Origin of the sequence: Neobacillus sp. NPDC093127 (genome assembly GCF_044754175.1) — a bacterium.
Taxonomy (GTDB): domain Bacteria; phylum Bacillota; class Bacilli; order Bacillales; family Cytobacillaceae; genus Neobacillus.
Genome location: NZ_JBIVOP010000012.1, coordinates 39,527 through 54,224, shown reverse-complemented (window position 1 = coordinate 54,224; position 14,698 = coordinate 39,527). Strand labels below are relative to the sequence as shown.

The 14,698-nt window shown below is 41.6% G+C and carries 16 protein-coding genes; 2 read left to right on the top strand and 14 right to left on the bottom strand.

Features of this window, described 5'->3' with window-relative positions; genetic code table 11:
- The first annotated feature begins 31 nt into the window (after positions 1 to 31).
- Positions 32 to 1,561, top strand: coding sequence for an FAD-dependent oxidoreductase (locus ACIQCO_RS16675; RefSeq protein WP_400430470.1), 1,530 nt, complete (start codon positions 32 to 34; stop codon positions 1,559 to 1,561).
- A gap of 70 nt (positions 1,562 to 1,631) precedes the next feature.
- On the opposite strand, the gene ACIQCO_RS16670 is transcribed toward ACIQCO_RS16675, so the two are convergent.
- The 6 genes from ACIQCO_RS16670 to ACIQCO_RS16645 form a co-directional block, all read right to left on the bottom strand.
- Positions 1,632 to 1,766 carry a hypothetical protein gene (locus tag ACIQCO_RS16670; RefSeq protein ID WP_268874914.1) on the bottom strand — a complete coding sequence of 45 codons (135 nt, stop codon included), beginning with the start codon at positions 1,764 to 1,766 and terminating at the stop codon, positions 1,632 to 1,634.
- A gap of 58 nt (positions 1,767 to 1,824) precedes the next feature.
- Positions 1,825 to 3,288 (bottom strand): amidase family protein, encoded by a 1,464-nt coding sequence (locus tag ACIQCO_RS16665; RefSeq protein WP_400430469.1) that lies wholly within the window; start codon positions 3,286 to 3,288, stop codon positions 1,825 to 1,827.
- Between the two features lie 101 nt (positions 3,289 to 3,389).
- Positions 3,390 to 4,535 carry a DEAD/DEAH box helicase gene (locus tag ACIQCO_RS16660; protein ID WP_400430468.1) on the bottom strand — a complete coding sequence of 382 codons (1,146 nt, stop codon included), beginning with the start codon at positions 4,533 to 4,535 and terminating at the stop codon, positions 3,390 to 3,392.
- 110 nt (positions 4,536 to 4,645) lie between these two features.
- Positions 4,646 to 4,945: a DUF5658 family protein gene (locus ACIQCO_RS16655; protein WP_400430466.1), complete on the bottom strand. Its 300-nt coding sequence runs from the start codon at positions 4,943 to 4,945 to the stop codon at positions 4,646 to 4,648.
- A gap of 213 nt (positions 4,946 to 5,158) precedes the next feature.
- Positions 5,159 to 5,368 (bottom strand): heavy-metal-associated domain-containing protein, encoded by a 210-nt coding sequence (locus tag ACIQCO_RS16650; protein ID WP_400430464.1) that lies wholly within the window; start codon positions 5,366 to 5,368, stop codon positions 5,159 to 5,161.
- Positions 5,369 to 5,398: 30 nt separating this feature from the next.
- Complete coding sequence (locus ACIQCO_RS16645; RefSeq protein WP_400430462.1) at positions 5,399 to 5,647, bottom strand: amino acid decarboxylase; 249 nt, start codon at positions 5,645 to 5,647, stop codon at positions 5,399 to 5,401.
- 272 nt (positions 5,648 to 5,919) lie between these two features.
- Here ACIQCO_RS16645 and ACIQCO_RS16640 point away from each other — a divergent pair, with 272 nt between their 5' ends.
- Entirely contained in the window at positions 5,920 to 6,150 is a 231-nt protein-coding gene (locus ACIQCO_RS16640) for a hypothetical protein (RefSeq protein WP_400430460.1), read from the top strand.
- A 147-nt stretch (positions 6,151 to 6,297) separates the two neighbouring features.
- Here ACIQCO_RS16640 and kynB read toward each other — a convergent pair whose 3' ends face one another.
- From kynB to ACIQCO_RS16600, 8 genes are all read right to left on the bottom strand, one after another.
- Positions 6,298 to 6,921, bottom strand: coding sequence for an arylformamidase (gene kynB, locus ACIQCO_RS16635; protein WP_400430458.1), 624 nt, complete (start codon positions 6,919 to 6,921; stop codon positions 6,298 to 6,300).
- A gap of 87 nt (positions 6,922 to 7,008) precedes the next feature.
- Positions 7,009 to 7,974, bottom strand: a complete 966-nt coding sequence (locus ACIQCO_RS16630) for an ABC transporter ATP-binding protein (RefSeq protein WP_400430456.1) — start codon at positions 7,972 to 7,974, stop codon at positions 7,009 to 7,011.
- Positions 7,971 to 8,951, bottom strand: coding sequence for an ABC transporter ATP-binding protein (locus ACIQCO_RS16625; protein WP_400430454.1), 981 nt, complete (start codon positions 8,949 to 8,951; stop codon positions 7,971 to 7,973). The genes ACIQCO_RS16630 and ACIQCO_RS16625 overlap by 4 nt, the downstream gene beginning before the upstream one ends.
- A 9-nt stretch (positions 8,952 to 8,960) precedes the next feature.
- Positions 8,961 to 9,881, bottom strand: coding sequence for an oligopeptide ABC transporter permease (opp4C, locus tag ACIQCO_RS16620; protein ID WP_024026522.1), 921 nt, complete (start codon positions 9,879 to 9,881; stop codon positions 8,961 to 8,963).
- 13 nt (positions 9,882 to 9,894) lie between these two features.
- Positions 9,895 to 10,851: an ABC transporter permease gene (locus ACIQCO_RS16615; RefSeq protein ID WP_400430452.1), complete on the bottom strand. Its 957-nt coding sequence runs from the start codon at positions 10,849 to 10,851 to the stop codon at positions 9,895 to 9,897.
- Positions 10,852 to 10,909: 58 nt separating this feature from the next.
- Entirely contained in the window at positions 10,910 to 12,589 is a 1,680-nt protein-coding gene (locus ACIQCO_RS16610) for an ABC transporter substrate-binding protein (protein ID WP_400430587.1), read from the bottom strand.
- A 486-nt stretch (positions 12,590 to 13,075) separates the two neighbouring features.
- Positions 13,076 to 13,441 (bottom strand): SCP2 sterol-binding domain-containing protein, encoded by a 366-nt coding sequence (locus ACIQCO_RS16605; protein ID WP_400430451.1) that lies wholly within the window; start codon positions 13,439 to 13,441, stop codon positions 13,076 to 13,078.
- A 132-nt stretch (positions 13,442 to 13,573) separates the two neighbouring features.
- Complete coding sequence (locus ACIQCO_RS16600; RefSeq protein ID WP_400430449.1) at positions 13,574 to 14,590, bottom strand: 4Fe-4S binding protein; 1,017 nt, start codon at positions 14,588 to 14,590, stop codon at positions 13,574 to 13,576.
- Between the last annotated feature and the right edge of the window lie 108 nt (positions 14,591 to 14,698).

The window sequence follows — 14,698 nt, the reverse complement described above, 5'->3', positions numbered from 1 at the left end:
ATGAGTTCATTATGAAGCTGGAGGAGTATGTATGAGTTCTTCTGAAAAAATCCCACAATTCCCAAAAACATATTGGCGTGAAATCGAATTGCCTGCTTTTCGGAAATTAACTGAAGATTTAACAGTGGATGTAGCCATTGTTGGCGCCGGAATAACTGGTATTACTGCCGCCTATTTACTTTCAAAAGAAGGAAAAAAGGTTGCATTACTTGATGCGGGCAGCGTTTTAAATGGTACTACCGGACATACAACGGCAAAAGTAACGGCGCAGCACGGCTTAGTTTATGATGAATTTATCAATCATTTTGGTGAAGAAAAGGCTCGTCTGTATTTCGAATCCCATATGAATGCCATCCAATTCGTCGAAAGTAATGTAAAGAAAAAAGGAATTGATTGTGATTTCAGCAATGAAGACGCCTATATGTATGCAACGACCGAGGAATATGCTGAAAAGCTTAAAACGGAATGGGAAGCCTATAAAACGCTTGGAATCAATGGTGACTTAAAGGATACCATCCCGTTTGATATCCCTGTTAAAGCTGCCTTACTAATGCGGAATCAAGGCCAGTTTCATCCACTTAAATTTTTGAAGTTTCTTTTGGATGAGGCTGTTAAAAGCGGCTGCGCTGTATTTGAAAATACGGTTGCTACCGACATTGAGGACGATAAGACCCAGCCAAAGGTGGTCACCAAGTCCGGTCAAAAAGTCACCTGTAATCAGGTGATTATCGCCTCACACTTTCCATTTTACGATTTACCTGGCCTTTATTTTGCAAGGATGCATGTGGATAGATCTTACGCAATCGGAATAAAAACGGATAAAGACTATCCTGGTGGCATGTATATCAGCGCTGATAGCCCAACTCGTTCGATTCGCTATACACCGATTGACGGCGAAAAGTTAATTATCATTGGCGGAGAAAATCACAAAACGGGACAAGGCATTGATACAATGAAGCATTATGAAGCACTCGAAGACTTTGCGGAAGATGTTTTTGGCATAAAGGAATACGAATACCGCTGGTCGGCGCAGGATTTAGTTACCCTTGATAAGCTTCCATATATCGGTCCAATCACGGCAGAGCGTGATCATATATTGGTTTCAACGGGCTATAAAAAGTGGGGCATGACCACAGGCATCCTTGCCGGACACTTATTGACCGATTATGTCACTGGCCGGGATAACCCGTACAAGGAGCTATATTCACCGTCCCGATTCCAGGCTGATCCGGATTTAAAAAGCGTGGTAACAACCAATGCCGATGTCGCTAAGCACCTCATTAAAGGCAAGCTTGAGTATACTGACAAGGCTGCGGAGGATTTGCAGGTTGGTGAAGGCTCGGTTGTCATGTTTAACGGAAAAAGAGCGGGTGCCTACAAGGATGAAAATGGTAAGCTGTATGTTGTCGACACCACTTGTCAGCATCTTGGCTGTGAATGTGAATGGAATCGGGCTGAAAAAACATGGGATTGCCCATGCCATGGTTCTCGGTATGCCTACTCCGGTGACGTCATCGAAGGGCCAACAAAAAAACCGCTGCCATTGCTTTCCGAAGAGTAGGGTTGCCAGTGGTAGATATGGATTTAACACAAAAACAACGCCTCCCAACTAAGCAGGAGGCGTTTCATTGTTATTTACTGTTTGGACGGTTTCGTTTTAGATCTTCCCCAGTTGTAAATTCGACCAGCTCAGAGCTTGTTTTCATTGGCTTTTTCGTGTTGTTGTTACGCTGGGCATTGGCATTGCCTAGTTTTGTTCTTCCCATAGCTACCCATCTCCTTTCCTAAGAAATTCATTGATAGTATGCATGAATTCAGGCCAGCCTATTCGAGGACGGGGGCCTTACGAAAGGCTGTCATTTGCTCAAACGCATAGGCCGTTTGAATTAACAGCGGTTCACTAAAAGCAATTCCAGCGAAGGTAATTCCAACTGGCTCCCCTTCCGCGGTGAACCCTGCAGGAACGGCTACTGTCGGATAGCCTGCTTTAGCACTGATATGCGAGCCTTCATCACTAGGAAAAACAATCAAATCCAGATTATATTTTTCTAAAACAAAATCAATTCCTTGCTCGGTTGCATGATAGAGGTCAAATTCCAATGCATTAATATAGGCTGCTTCAGTTAATGTTCCGCTCGTCTTCTCTGATCTAAGGAGCACAGCCTGTCCGTACTTTAGCATTTTTTCTTCATCCTTTTTATTAAACTCAATCAGATCCGCTAAAGTTCTTACAGGTATGGACGGATGCAATTGATTCAAATAGGCATTTAAGTCTGGTTTAAATTCATACGTTAGAACTTCATTTTTCCAGGATGCTTTAGCAGAAGGGATATCAATATTTTCGATAACTTCGGCACCTGAGGTTTTCAATATTTCCAATGCCGCAGCCGCCACTTTTTGTTTTTCCTTACTTAATAGCTCAATAAATCCTTCTGCGGCGATTCCGATTCGTTTTCCTTTAAGACCATCTCTTAATAGAAATTCAGTAAAGTCGAATCCATCGAATGGATTTGTATTGGTGATAGGGTCGTGCCTGTCTTTTCCACACAGAGCATTCAAAAGGATTGCGGCATCTTCAACGGTTCTAGCCATCGGCCCTGCGGTATCCTGAGTATGGGCGATAGGAATGATTCCTCTCCTGCTAATGAGGCCCACTGTTGGTTTGATTCCGACTAACGAATTCTGGCAGGATGGATTTAATATCGATCCTGATGTTTCCGTTCCAACTGCGGCAGCCGCAAAATTAGCGGCAATTGCAGCGCCGGAGCCTGAGCTTGAACCGCCGACATCAAACATCCCAGGTCCATACGGGTTTAACACCTGACCGCCGCGTGAACTATAGCCGCTTTCCATTCCAATGGCAATGAAATTGGCCCACTCGGTCATATTTGTTTTTCCCAGAATAACAGCCCCAGCCTTGCGTAATTGCTCGGCAACAAAAGAATCCTGGAGTGCAATTGAATCCTTTAAGGCAAGGGAGCCGGCACTTGTATGCATTTTGTCACGGGTATCAATATTATCTTTTATTAAAATTGGAATCCCGTGGAGCCGGCTCCGCGGTCCTGATTCTTTCCGTTCAGCATCAAGTGCTTCAGCAATCTGCAAGGCGTCAGGATTCACTTCTAGGACGGAATGAATACCGCTGTCGTAGACGGAAATTCTATGTAAATACATCAGGACCAGTTCTTTCGCGGTAAGTTCACCACGCTCCATTTTTTCTTGAAGCCCGCTGATCGTTGCTTCCTCAAGCCACTCATCATGCCATTTTTTTAATTTTGGATTTTCCATTGTTTTCCCTCCGTTTCTTACTTAACTATTCAAGGAAAACGGGAGAAATCCTTTTTATTCATGAAAAAAAGGCCATGGAAATATCTCCACAGCTCTCAGGGTTATCGTCGCAGATTTTTACTTCTTTGTTGCTCATCCGCTATTTTCCCTTGATAAAATACTCTTTTATGAAGCGGGACTTTTAGCTCGCGGCAATAGGTCTTCAGTTCTCTTTCTTCCCTTTCGGTCACAAGCGAGATGACGATTCCATCTGCACCCATCCGACCTGTTCTGCCAGCCCTGTGGACATATTGCGAAATATCCTTCGGGAGGTCGATCTGAACCACATGGGTGACCCCTTGAATATCAAGACCTCTGGCCGCGACATCTGTAGCAATAAGCATGTTCATTTTTCCATCACGGAAAGCCTTTAACGCAGCCTGGCGCTCTAACTTTTTCATGTCGCTATGGAGGATTCCTGTCGAAAGCTCTTTAAAACGAAACTTTTCTTTAAAAACTTCGATTTCACCAATATCATTAATAAAGGCAAGCGATTTACTATTATCTAGGCGGGTAATTTTTTCTAAAAGCTTGATCTTATCTCTAGGTTCGCACAGAAAATAGATATGTTCTACATCTCCGGAAGAGGCTGCCTCATCCCTTTCAATGCGGATAATCTCTGGTGACTTTGTGATGGCGATTGCCTGCTGTTCAATCCCGGGTTTCATCGTTGCCGAGAATAACACGACTTGGCGGTCACTCATCGTGGATTTAACAATGCTTTGGACCGTGTTAAGGTGTTCAGAAATCAGGAGCTGGTCTCCCTCATCCAAAACCATCATTTTTACTTCGTGCATTTTTACCTTTTTCTGTTTAATTAACTCAAGCAGCCTGCCCGGTGTAGCAAAAATGACCTGGGGACGTTTTTTTAATTTTTCCAACTGCCGTTTGACGTTGGCGCCGCCAATAATGGAAGTGCCTCTGATGCCGCTTCCCTCTGACCATTTTTGGAATTCTTGATACACCTGCATGATTAGCTCTTGCGAAGAGGCGAGGACCACTGCTTGTAAGGATGGTTGATTGGTATCGATCGAATTTAACAATGGCAGTAAATAAGCGAGCGTTTTACCAGTCCCTGTCGGTGACTCGGCAATCATGTCTTTGCCGTCAAGAATCATCGGGACTGCAGCTTCTTGAATCGAAGTAGGCTGCTCGAATCCTGACTTTTGCCATGCTTCCTGTAAAAAAGGCTTTAAATTATCTAACATAATGTACTCCTTTATGTATAGTCATTTTACTTATTATTTGTATATTCATATCTTATTGATACTAACTTAATAACCGTGGAGTGTCTAGTTATCAACGAAAGATTGATGGATCATGATGAGGTATTTAAATAGAGGATCATCCAAACCATATGATACACTAGGACGGAGAAATAAAGGACACAGGTAGAAATCAAAAGCGTCCTAATCCACCCTTTGAATGGTCGAAGGGAAAACAAGCCTAGCAGCGTTAGCGGTAAGATGATTTTTATCAGATAGAAATAGGACCAGCTTTTAGCAATGAAAAACTTCATTACTGGGTTCCCTTCCTCTACAAAACCTGAAACGATCCCAAGATGGGTCATGACCGCATCCACCACACCGGCAATAAGCAGGAATAAACAAAGTCTCATCGTTCAACCTCCATTAGAATTATCAGTATCCATTATTTCTATCCTTTCGTATATTTATTCGTTCATTATTAAGAACACAAAGAGTGTATAAAGGCTGACTTTTAGAATAGTTCATTGTTTTATTATATATATATTTTACTTTAAAATGCACATATTTGTTCTTAATTGAGGCATATTTTTGTAAAAAAAACTACCCATTATGGGCAGCTCTTGTTAATCAAAGGTTCGTAACGCTAATTTGTAAAGGTTGCGATTTATTTCCTCTGATTGAATGATATTTTCATTAAAATTAATTTGAATTTTTCCGCTTCCAGATAGGATTTTTACTTTTTCAACCCCGTTATACTTTTGCACCCTTCGTTTTATTTTCCCGACACAACCGGAGCAGGCAACTTCGTTTAAGGCTAATTCCATCACACTCATATAACAAAACTCCCCTCTCTTAGTTATAAATTAAAGGTCATTTAGTTTTACTGCCATAAGTCGAAAATGCATTGGTTCTAGTTCGTTAACAACGACATTCATTCCGAGTGCTTGTAAATTGGCGATAAGCGGCTCTCCTCGATGCGGCAAATGGATTTCAAAAATGGTGCCAACAGGTGCTGCTTTTATAAAATTTAATATTTCCCGGCGCGGATGTTCACCCTTTGCCACACGCTCTCGGATATCCATGACGGCTTTTTTATCAACAATCTCAAACATAATTACAGGACCCCTTTGGTTAGAATTTACGCTCATTTTAACACCTTTTTCTCCAAAAAGAATTGATTTATATCATGTCAGCTGTTTAGATATAATCCCCGTAAAAGCTGCGCCAACCGTTGGTTTTCCTGGCTTTATATTAAAAGACCGGTAATATTTTTGAAAAGTAAATTTCGAAAGATTTGTGAACATTAATGTCAAAATGATTTTAGCTTGAGGAATTGGTGATAAAATGAACAACAATAAGATAACAATATAACGGGGTTGAAAATATGTTTAAGAAGATTTCTCTTATCGCTTCGCTGTTGTTTTTTCTACTAGGGACCAATGTTTTTGCAACTGAACAGTCAGATAAGGGGATAAACATTGCATCCTCGCTAACAAAAAAGGCCGTCGCGGAAGAGCCCTCATTTAAGGATTATGTTGTACCAGGCACAGTTGGATTATTGCTAATCATCGGCTTCGGAAGCTATTGGCTAATTTACAGAAGAAAACGAGCCTAACCTGCAATATAAAATAGTATTTACCCCACTTTTTTTCGCCCGCCACCTATCCCGGCGGGCTATTTTGCCTCTAAATTTACAAAGGTGTCAGGCACCATTTTACTTTATTTGTAAAATGGTGCCTGACACCTATTTTTTTCACTATCTCTACCACTGACGGAGGATGGCGCGGACGGGGCTGCCGTCTCCTTCGACGAGTGGGAGGGGCAAGGCGATTAGTTCGTATTCTCCAGGGGTAATCTCATCTAGGATTAGTGATTCTAAAATGTGTATTCCGTTTTCATTTAAACTGTGGTGGGCAGGAAGCTCTTTGCTGTCAATCGGGTCTACGGAAGGTACATCTAATCCGATTAATCGGATGCCCTTCTTAGCTAAATATGGAGCTAGATCTGGTTCAATATGAGGAATTTTCTCTGGAAAGACGGTACCGTTTTTCCACGCAAGCGTTCGAAACAAAACTCTTGTGACCCCATCCAAGTCAATATCTTTTAACTCCTTTATGCCGATGCTTTCTATATCCGGCGGCAAATCCATGACTCTTGCTGCACCGATGTAAAGATTAAGGTCCAGCTCATAGATTCTTTTTCCGTCGTTATCAAAGTGAAATGGGGCATCAACATGTGTGCCCGTGTGGGTACTTAATTCCAGTCTGCCAACATTAACCGAGCCGCTTTCCTCCATTGGCCATGAAACCTCATATTGAAAAGCGGTATCTCCCGGCCAAACGGGCATCCCATTGACCAGTTTTCTTGAGATATCGAAGATCCTCATTTTGTATCACTCCCTACCTAATCCTATTGCATTTCTACACCCATTATTTCATATTTCCCTAAACCTTTTCCATAATTTATTTTGAAACTAGACGTAATGACAAGCCACAAAATGACCGCCGCCCGCGTCACGGTAATCGGGCGCTTTTTCGGCACAAAGGTCTGTAGCCATCGGGCATCTGGTCCGGAACTTACAGCCTGAAGGCGGATTGATTGGACTTGGAATATCCCCGGTTAATATAATTCGTTCTCTTTTAGCCGTTGGATCTGGAATCGGAATTGCTGAAAGAAGCGCTTTTGTATATGGGTGCAAGGGATGATCAAATAACTCTTCCTTTGGAGCTAATTCCACGATATTCCCCAAATACATAATCGCAATTTTCGTGCATAGGTGCTCGACAACACTTAGATCATGTGAAATAAACAAATAAGATAATCCGTTTTCCCGCTGCAGGTCACTAAATAGATTAATAATTTGTGCTTGTATCGATACATCAAGAGCGGCTACAGGTTCATCCATTACGATAAACTCCGGATTAAGAGCCATTGCACGGGCAATGACGATCCGCTGGCGCTGGCCTCCTGAAAATTCATGCGGATAGCGGTCAATATGAAAGGGGGACAGACCGCACTTATCCATTACCTCTAGCACCCGCTCGCGGACTTCCTTTTTAGAAACAAGACCGTGTTCTACCATCGCTTCGCCGATTGCATCACCAACCCTTAGTCGTGGATTTAACGAACTGAATGGATCTTGAAAAACAAGCTGCGTTTGGACACGAAGCTGACGAAGTTCCTTTTTGGACAATGAAAAGACGTCTTTCCCCTTAAACTTCACATCACCGTCTGTCTTCTCATGGAGGCGTAAGATTGTTTTACCAATCGTCGATTTGCCGCTCCCTGATTCACCGACAAGCCCAAATACTTCGCCTTTTTCAATTGTAAAACTAACCCCGTCAACCGCTTTAACAGAGTCGCCAAATTTCTTAAACATTCCTTTAGAGGCAGAATAATATTTTTTTAGATTTTGAACTTCTAAAAGTGCTTCGCTCATCGATTTTCACCATCCTCGTATAACCAGCATGCTGCTTTTTGTCCTTTAGCCATTTCCGTTAAAACAGGCTGCTTCATCCGGCAAATATCCATTGCATGCTCACAGCGGTCTGCGAAATAACAAGCCTCGCTCAAATCTACTAAATTAGGAACCTGTCCGGCAATCGTATAGAGCCGTTCTTTCCTCTCACCAATAACAGGTTTGGCCTTTAACAATCCTTTTGTATACGGATGCTTCGGGTTCTTAAACAGCTCAAGTACAGGTCCTTCTTCGACCACCTTCCCCGCATACATGACGACCACATAATCAGCCATTTCAGCTACGACACCGAGATCATGAGTGATCAGCAGCATCGATGTGTTGAATTCCTTTTTGATCTCACGTAACAAATCTAAAATTTGTGCCTGAATAGTCACGTCCAGCGCCGTCGTTGGTTCATCGGCAATAATGAGCTTCGGATTACAGCTTAGTGCAATCGCAATCATAATCCGTTGCAGCATTCCGCCGCTTAATTCATGGGGATAGAGATTGACAATTTTTTCAGCATTAGGAATTCCCAGCATCGTAATCAGTTCCATTGCCTTTTTATAGGCATCCTTTTTGCTTAGTAATAAATGCTCCTGAATTGGCTCAATCATTTGTTCCCCAATGGTAAACACCGGATTTAAAGAAGTCATTGGCTCTTGAAAGATCATGCCAATCTCATTACCCCTTAATCGGCGGATATCCTTTTTAGATAAACCCAGCAGATTTTTTCCGGCAAAGTTAATTTCGCCGCCTTCCACCTTGCCATTTTCCGGAATTAACTGCATTAAAGATAAAGCAGTAATACTTTTTCCACAGCCAGACTCGCCGACAATACAAACGGTTTCCCCTTCACGGATTGCAAAGCTGACGTCATTTACTGCCTTAACGACGCCGCTTTCTGTGTAAAAGTTTGTCTGCAGGTGATTTACTTGGAGCAGCATCTCATTCATTCGATATCCCTACCTTCTCATTTTCGGATCAAGCGCGTCCCTCAGTCCGTCTCCTAGTAAATTAATCGAAACAACCGTTAGAAAAATAGCTGTGCCCGGCGGAATCCACAGCCATGGCCGTTTCCTAAAATCCATGAAGTTATTGGCCGCATCCATCATATTCCCCCATGATGGTGTCGGAGGAACTACGCCAAGCCCGAGAAAGCTAAGGGCGGACTCGCTCAAAATGGAGCCCGCAACGTTCAAGGTTGCCACAACCAAGAGAAGCGGAACCGTGTTTGGAATAAGATGATGTAAAATTTTCCGGCGATCACTTAAACCAAGCACTTCTGTTGCCTGCATAAAAGGCTGTTCTTTCAATGATAAAATCTGTCCTCGCACTAGACGCGCAAGTCCCGGCCAGCCAACAAAGCTAAGCATAATCATAATAATATAAAGACGGTATTCAGCCGGAACTTTCCATTCTGATAAAATGGCTGCTAATATCAAGAGCAGCGGCAAGCCGGGAATGGACATAAGAATATCAGCTACCCGCATTATGACCATATCAACAACACCGCGGTAAAAACCTGAAATCGCCCCTAATAAGGAACCAATCATAACTGACAATACCATTGCGGCAATCCCGATGGTTAACGAGATTTGCCCCGCCATCATCAGTCGAGTTAGTACATCCCGCCCGTAATTATCTGTGCCAAGCCAATGCGCTGCACTTGGAGGCTGATTCATATTCGCTACATTCGTCCTGTCGAGAATGTACGGGGAAAAGTACGGCCCGATGAAGCTAAGCAAAAACATAAATAGTAAAAAGAACAAGCTGATCATCGCTAATTTATTCTTTTTTAAGCGACGAAAGGTTTGTTTCCAGATTGAAGGTGATTTCACAACTGTCTTCACCTGTTTATTTACAATCGGATTTGGAGTGTCCATTCTGCTTCCCTCCTTATTTCAATCTAATTCTTGGATCTACAGCAGCGTAGGTAACATCCGCTAAAAAGTTTCCGATGATCGTTAGACACGACAAGAACATCGTAAAGGCCATCAAGACAGGATAGTCCCGGAAACTAACTGATTCCAGCTGAATTCGGCCGACACCTGGCCAATTAAAGATTTGCTCCATGATAATCGCCCCGGAAAACAGACCTGGCAATTCAAAGGCAAGCAGCGTGATTGCTGGTAGAATCGCATTCTTCAACGCATGTTTAAAAATAACCACACGTTCCTTCAAGCCCTTCGCGCGTGCTGTTCGAATATAGTCCTGGCGAATAACCTCGAGCATCCCTGTTCGAAAATAACGCGTTAATGAGCCAATGCTAAGCAGGGTTAAAATGGTCACAGGCAGAATCATATGCTTGCCTACTTCAAGAAGATGGGCCAGCCCCGTACTTTCACTTCCTGTATCAATCATCCCGCCGATTGGCAGGATTTGCAGGTCAACACCGAACCATTTGATAAAAAGTAAACTAATAAAGAAGGACGGGAATGACATTGCTGCAAACACAAAAAATGTCACGAAACCATCAAACCAAGAGTACTGCTTGATGGCAGAGATAACACCGGATACTAGAGCAATGGACCACGTTAAAAATAGAGCGAAAATCGCAACAAAAAAGGAATTCCACACATACTTATTTAATAGCGATAACACCTTTTCCTGATGCTTTAATGAGTAGCCAAAATCACCGTGTAAGGCATTTCCTAGCCAAGTAAAATATCGTTCTAGCACTGGTTTATCTAATCCATAAAGTGCTTTTAATTCTTGCGCTCTTTGCGGGGTTAAAGATATGTTTGAATCAATGTAATCCCCTGGCAGCATCGCAAACAAGAAGAAAATGATAAATGAGGTCCCGAATAAAATGACAATCATTTGTAAAAATCGTTGTAATACATACTGTTTCATATACTCTCCACCTCCACATAACAAAGTGCCTAGCTTCATCCGCTAGGCACTTTATTGGTTACTTTTTAATCGAAATGTTTGGCAAGCTAGCGCTGATGCCTGTAAAGTTGTCAGGATGTAAGCCTTCGATTTGGCCGCTGATTGCTTTTGCACTTTGACGATAGTGAATTAGAATGACAGGTGGATCATCATTTAATTCTTTGTAGAGATCATGGTAAATAACTTTACGTTTTTCAATATCTAACGTATTTAATCCCTTTTTAATTAACTCATCTACCTTTGGATTCGAATAGCCTGCCGCGTTATTTGCGTTTCCTGTTGCAAACTCTTCAACCGGATCACTTGGATCTAAAATTTGTGAAGTGGACACGGCTGCGAAGTCATAATCCTTTGTGCCTAATTTGGCAACAATCGCATTAAAGTCCATAATTTCCGGTTCAAATTTAATACCGATATCCTGATAGTTTTCTTTTGCAATCGGGATGATTGGATCATCTGCTGTCCTCGTTAAGTAACGAATCACGAATTTTTTGCCATCCTTCTCACGAATACCGTCGGAACCAACCTTCCAGCCGGCTTGATCAAGTAATTCCTTCGCTTTTTTGGCATTAAATTCATACTTGTTAATACCTTCATCATTATAGGCCCATGAAACTTTAGAAACTGGGACATTCGCAACAGTTCCATAGCCTTTAAATTTCACATCAACAATTTTTTGGCGGTCCAAACCATAAACTAGCGCTTGCCTTACCACTTTATCCTTGAACTGTGGACGTGAATTGTTGACATAAATAAAACCATAGTCATTAACCGGTCCTACTTGAAGGTTTGCAAATCCTAAACTTTTCAATTGCTCTACTGTATCATCATCTGCAGAGAAACCAGCATAATCAAGTTCACCAGTTTCAAACAATTGAAGAGAAGTTGAAGTATCGATTACTTTAAAGATTAAATTCTTCGTTTTTGGCGTGCCAGCATAGTAATGTTCATTGGCAACATAACGAATTTCTTGGCCTGGCACATACTTAACAAATTTGTAAGGTCCGGCACCAAGCGGCTTCGGATAAAGTTCTTTTAAATAATCCAGTTTGCCAAATTGATAGTCTTTTCCGTAATAAGCTTTCGATAATACCTGTCCGCCTAAAATCAGAAGAGATTTTGCATTCACTTCTTCAGTTGTAATAGTAATTGTCTCTTTATCTACTACTTTAATTCCTTCAATCGATTTCGCTTTGCCTTCTTTATATTCCTTACCGCCTTTAATAGCAGTAAGCGAAATATCTTGTTCCCCTGCATATGCCGGGTCATGTAATAGCGTTAGGGTAAAAGCGACATCATCGGCTGTTAATGGTGAACCATCACTAAATTTTAAGCCTTTTCTCAAATGGAATGTATATGTAAGTTTGTCATCAGAGACATCCCATTTCTCTGCTAAAATCCCGACAGGTTTCCCAGTTGGATCTAAGTTTACCAATGGGGCAAACATTGGGTCTGTGGCGTTTCCATCCCAGCCATTTTCATAGAAATACGGCAAAAATACCCCACCTGGTGCTGATATGCCCGCGATGAATGTATCTTTTCTTGCTTTTGTTTTATTTGGAAGTGCATCCAAGTTTGTTGCTTTGTATTCTTTTACTTCAGTGCTCGTTGCGCTGGAGCTTTCCGTGTTCCCTTTCTTTGCTGATGTTGACGATTCTTTTTGGCTTGAACTATCCAATGCACAAGCAGATAGAATCATAGAAAGGATGATGACACTAAATAAACCTTTCAAACTCTTTTTCACTTTATTCCCCCCTGTTTACTTGGTTTTGAATTAAAATATAAAACCAACCCCTTGACCAGCAGCACTATCACAAAAGCCGACAAATCCGATTGGTTTTGTTAACACAAATTAAAGATTACTTTTTAAAAGCAAAATTGTCAATTATTATTTTACTATTTTATTTTAAATTGCTATTAATAGTTCAATATCTCCAGGTATTTAAAAATAGGCCGTATTAAAAGTGAATGTTGATTTCCGTTCCAGGCGCTTCGCTTTCCGCGGGGCGGGCGGTGAGCCTCCTCGGCGCTAAAGCGCCTGCGGGGTCTCACCTGTCCCGCTAATCCCGCAGGAGTCTCGCGCCTTCCACTTCAATCAACATTGTGTTCAAAATCAACAATGTGCTTTAACACAGCCAAAAAATAAAAATAGCACACTCGTATGAATGTACTATTTTTCTAAATTTTAGAATGGTTCTTTTATATTATATTTTCGAAGAATTGTTTCGATTTTCATTCCCTTGCCAATATCGCCTTTGGCTTTTACCTTCCCTGTCAATAACGCCATTGTGCCGCTTTGCTTACCTAACAGGAATTTTTTGAAGTTATCATACGATAATGCCATTGTTACGCTCGGAGTTGCTTCTACTCCTTCTTTAATCGTCAGCTTTCCATCATGAAAAAAATGCTGATAGGTAGCTTCTGCCTCACCGTGAATGTCATACTGAACAATTGCTTCAAAGCCTTGAATCGGACCCGGGTTTTTATTAAAAATTTCTTCAATTCTTACCATCAGCTCTGCTAAAGAATAGTCATCAACTTTTTTCGCCATGCCTACATTCCCCCTTCAAAATATTCCCTCTAGCCTAATGATACTAAGGGCAATCTGTTACTACAATGAACACTTTTTGAACATTCATAAAAAATAGCAGCCCAACAAGGCTGCTATTTTGATTATGAAATTCTAATGACCGATATAGCGTGCATCTGGAATCAATTCTTTCCATTCTTTATAAGAAATGATTGTATCCCAGTGGCCGGTTATTTTTGCAATCCCAATAACAACGAAGAATAGAACGAAGAAGGTAACGGGAACGAACCATTTATTTACCTTTTTATTGGCCACCGTCATATTAAGTGTATCCTTCACTGGGCAGGCTTCCACACAGGACATACAGGCGGAACAATTAAGTGAATTTACTTTTTCAATCTTATGAACTTGTAATCTTTGCGGGCAAACCTTTGTGCACATTTCGCAGTTTGTACAAGTATCTTCATTCCGTTGTATTTTTGTCATTCTAAAGATGGAGCCAAGGCCAATCAGTGCACCGTACGGGCAGAGGAACCGGCACCAAAAGTTTCTGAAGAATAACGAGAGAATAAAGACGACAATGACAAATTTCAACGTAAATCCGCCAATATTAAGGAATAACAATAACATTTTTACATCGGAAACCTTATTATACGGATCCACAAGAAAACTTTTGGCGCTGAAGGTATCCATTTGAATAACCATTGCCACAAAGAATAGCAGCAGAACATATTTTATTGGCGTTAAAAACCAAACCAGCCATTGCGGCATATCAAAGTTCCTTCTAAAAATTTTCCTGCCGAGCCACGCGATTAGTTCATTCGCCGTCCCAACTGGGCAAATCCAGCTGCAGAATGATTTCCGAAAAATGATACCGGCGCCGACAAAGAATGCCAGCAAGGTGAGACCAGCCGGGTGGATTACATCGAAGTCACCACTTGTCAGCCAAACCTTCAGGGCAACCAAAGCGCTGATTGGCAAAAAACCTTCTACCGCAGACGGCCTTTCAACAAAAGGTGTTTTTCCAAGTGTTTCAAAATGCTGATAAAATTGATAAAACTGCAGGCCTACATATAGTAAAAACAATAGAAACAAGGCCTGAACTGTATATCTGGTGATTTGAACCGGCTTGCGCTTCAATTGTTTCCTGTACCACGCTTTTGACTTCATCACGATTCCTCCATTCTTCCTTACTTTAAATATAAGGAAGCTAAAAAACAGGGGATGTGATAAAAGTCATTGCTAAGATTCAATTCAAAAAAATGTCATATTGGCGAC

Excerpts from the sequence above, each read along its gene's own strand:
- ACIQCO_RS16675 (WP_400430470.1), top strand. The coding sequence starts at position 32 with ATGAGTTCTTCTGAAAAAATCCCACAATTCCCAAAAACATATTGGCGT.
- ACIQCO_RS16670 (WP_268874914.1), bottom strand. The coding sequence starts at position 1,766 with ATGGGAAGAACAAAACTAGGCAATGCCAATGCCCAGCGTAACAACAAC.
- ACIQCO_RS16665 (WP_400430469.1), bottom strand. The coding sequence starts at position 3,288 with ATGGAAAATCCAAAATTAAAAAAATGGCATGATGAGTGGCTTGAGGAA.
- ACIQCO_RS16660 (WP_400430468.1), bottom strand. The coding sequence starts at position 4,535 with ATGTTAGATAATTTAAAGCCTTTTTTACAGGAAGCATGGCAAAAGTCA.
- ACIQCO_RS16655 (WP_400430466.1), bottom strand. The coding sequence starts at position 4,945 with ATGAGACTTTGTTTATTCCTGCTTATTGCCGGTGTGGTGGATGCGGTC.
- ACIQCO_RS16650 (WP_400430464.1), bottom strand. The coding sequence starts at position 5,368 with ATGAGTGTGATGGAATTAGCCTTAAACGAAGTTGCCTGCTCCGGTTGT.
- ACIQCO_RS16645 (WP_400430462.1), bottom strand. The coding sequence starts at position 5,647 with ATGTTTGAGATTGTTGATAAAAAAGCCGTCATGGATATCCGAGAGCGT.
- ACIQCO_RS16640 (WP_400430460.1), top strand. The coding sequence starts at position 5,920 with ATGTTTAAGAAGATTTCTCTTATCGCTTCGCTGTTGTTTTTTCTACTA.
- kynB (WP_400430458.1), bottom strand. The coding sequence starts at position 6,921 with ATGAGGATCTTCGATATCTCAAGAAAACTGGTCAATGGGATGCCCGTT.
- ACIQCO_RS16630 (WP_400430456.1), bottom strand. The coding sequence starts at position 7,974 with ATGAGCGAAGCACTTTTAGAAGTTCAAAATCTAAAAAAATATTATTCT.
- ACIQCO_RS16625 (WP_400430454.1), bottom strand. The coding sequence starts at position 8,951 with ATGAATGAGATGCTGCTCCAAGTAAATCACCTGCAGACAAACTTTTAC.
- opp4C (WP_024026522.1), bottom strand. The coding sequence starts at position 9,881 with ATGGACACTCCAAATCCGATTGTAAATAAACAGGTGAAGACAGTTGTG.
- ACIQCO_RS16615 (WP_400430452.1), bottom strand. The coding sequence starts at position 10,851 with ATGAAACAGTATGTATTACAACGATTTTTACAAATGATTGTCATTTTA.
- ACIQCO_RS16610 (WP_400430587.1), bottom strand. The coding sequence starts at position 12,589 with ATGATTCTATCTGCTTGTGCATTGGATAGTTCAAGCCAAAAAGAATCG.
- ACIQCO_RS16605 (WP_400430451.1), bottom strand. The coding sequence starts at position 13,441 with ATGGCGAAAAAAGTTGATGACTATTCTTTAGCAGAGCTGATGGTAAGA.
- ACIQCO_RS16600 (WP_400430449.1), bottom strand. The coding sequence starts at position 14,590 with ATGAAGTCAAAAGCGTGGTACAGGAAACAATTGAAGCGCAAGCCGGTT.